This is a genomic window from Streptomyces sp. NPDC051133 (assembly GCF_040682635.1).
Lineage (GTDB): Bacteria > Actinomycetota > Actinomycetes > Streptomycetales > Streptomycetaceae > Streptomyces.
The window spans coordinates 1-2,255 of the sequence record NZ_JBFBBK010000187.1 but is presented as its reverse complement, the minus strand read 5'-3'; the positions used below and the strand labels follow the sequence as shown (position 1 = coordinate 2,255).

The window sequence follows — 2,255 nt, the reverse complement described above, 5'->3', positions numbered from 1 at the left end:
GCGCCTCGGTGGCCAACCTGGACGACTTCCCCGCGCACTTCGCGCGCCCCGACGGCCGCCCCGCCGAAGGCCCGGGGTTCCTCGCTAGATCTCGCTGAACTAAGCAGAGAGGTCTGCGCTCAAGAGAGGTGATCAGGGACGACATCGGCTTCGTGAAGAAGGGCGCCATCTCGGCCGGGGAGCAGCGCCAGTTCTCCGGCACCGCCAGAGACCGAGAGCTGTCAGATCGGCGCTTTCGCCGCGTACCCTCCACCCACACACACGCCCTGATCGATCCCGAGCTCTACCCGGATCGCGGCCGCCACGGGATCCGGCGCACACAGGCGTGCCCGACTTCTGCTGGGTAGGGCACGCCTGTGGAACGGTCCTACGCGGTGCCGAAGGCCACTAGCTGCCCGTTGGTGGTGGCTACGTAGACTCGGCCGCCGTCGGTGGCGGGAGGTGCCCACTTGGGATTGCCGATCGGGAAGGTGCGGCGCAGGTGCATGATGCCGTTGACAGGCACCGCATCATAGACCCGGAGTTGGCCAGGGGCTGCGATCCAGACCAGGGCGGAGCCGTGCGTCATTCCACTGGAAGTGACGATAGGGGAGGTCGAGCCGTATCCGAAGCCCTCATTGCTGATGCCGACGCTGGTCAGGGTCGGAGTCCCGGCACTGTTCACCGAGTACTTCAGCGCGCGCAGCGGCGCGCCGCTGCCGCTGTCCTTCGCCACCGTGTAGACGTATCCGCCGTCGCCGCCCCAGACACCGGGGTGGCCGAAGACGGGCTGGAAGGGACCGGCCATGCTCACCGCGTGGTCCGTGCCGTTCGGCCCCTGACCCATGCCGCCCAGATGGTCCCGGTCCAGCAGGAAGATCCGCCCGTCCTTGGTGGGCTGGACCAATAGGCGCGGGTGCGCGGTGGTGCCGAAGCTGTTCGGCAGGGCAACCGGACCGCCCGAGCCGATGTCGGTGTCGGTGGCGTCCAAGGTACGGTTATTGGCCGGACTGAAGAAGGACTTGGCCGAAAGGCTGCCATCGCTGTTCACCCCGAGCCGCACCACCGACTCCCCAAGGCCGGCTGGGGGCAGATCGCCGGGGCCGGGGTTCGGCGAGGCGCCCGTTCCATTGCCGTTGCCGGTGGAGAGGAAGATCCGCCCGCTGCCGTCCGAGACCAGTCCGCCGCCGCTCTGCCAGATGCCGGCCTCCTTGTTGTCGGAACCGGACTCGGCGGACCACATCGTGAGCTTATGGCTGGTGACGTTGACGCCGACCACCTGGCCGACATAGGGGCCGTGGTCACAGTACGAGCCGAACCCGGCGTACACCGATCCGTTCATCAGCAGCAGTCCGGGGCGCTGCAAGGCTGTGAACGGGTTGAACGGGTGTCCGGGGCTGTTGGTCGGTGTGCCCTGGATAGTCACCGGCCAGCCTGCACGCTCGGCACCGCTGGTGGCACTCAGGGCATGGATGTACCAGTGCGGGTGCTGCACGTCGACGCCGTCGTTGGCCTTACTGGTGAGGTAGACCGTGTTGGAGGAGGAGTCGTATACCGGGGTGGAGGTGATTCCGCTGACACTGTTGCCGCAATTGATGGCCGAGGTGGGCCAAGCCGGACCGAGCTGGCGGGCCCAGTTGGTCTGCCCGGTCACGGCGTCGATGCCGTAAACGTAGTTGTTCTCTGTCGCGACGACCACGTTCTTGCCGGTGACCAGCGGCTGGGCCGACACAAAGCCGTTCAACGCGGTCGACCAGCGCTGTCCGAATGCGGCAGATGACACCTGGGAGGGCGACAGCTTCGGTTCGTTCGCGTCCCACCCAGTGCGCTTGTTGTCGACCGAGATGGTGTTTTCGATGGCCTGCGTCGGCGCGCTGATCCCGAGCAGCAGGAGACCCGCCATGGCCACCATCTTGGCTCTCGGTGTCAGCAGTCCTCGGCCTCCTCTTCCTCGTCGGTGCATCGGTGGGGTGTCTCGTACCATGGGATCCGCCCTTGTCTGTGGTTGCGTGGAGGCTGGCAGCCGACCGCGGCCCATTGTGGTGACGGCCAGTCAGGGCCTTGTCGTACAAGAGAAGGCACGGCGGAGGATTCATTCACAGGGAGTAAGCCGTCGGCTTTCCTCGATCCAGCCGGTGGACTGCCTGTTCCAGAAGCCCGTGATCGGGCATTTCGGCGGCCCCTGGTTGACCCTGTGGTGAGGGCGAGGCTGAGCATGAGGGCCACGGCCTCGCAGGACGCTGTCCAGGCCCTCGCCGGCCGGGCCGCCCTCGCCG

1 protein-coding gene and 1 pseudogene are annotated in these 2,255 nt (G+C 67.0%); one reads left to right on the top strand and one right to left on the bottom strand.

The window, feature by feature from the left end:
• Window positions 1–128: 128 nt before the first annotated feature.
• Window positions 129–287: pseudogene (locus tag AB0N17_RS46215) on the top strand (transposase); the annotation flags it as partial.
• A gap of 80 nt (window positions 288–367) precedes the next feature.
• On the opposite strand, the gene AB0N17_RS46210 reads toward AB0N17_RS46215, so the two are convergent.
• The gene (locus AB0N17_RS46210; protein WP_366017662.1) at window positions 368–1,882 is read right to left on the bottom strand and encodes a PQQ-binding-like beta-propeller repeat protein; all 1,515 of its coding nucleotides are present in this window, start codon (window positions 1,880–1,882) and stop codon (window positions 368–370) included.
• Window positions 1,883–2,255 lie beyond the last annotated feature (373 nt).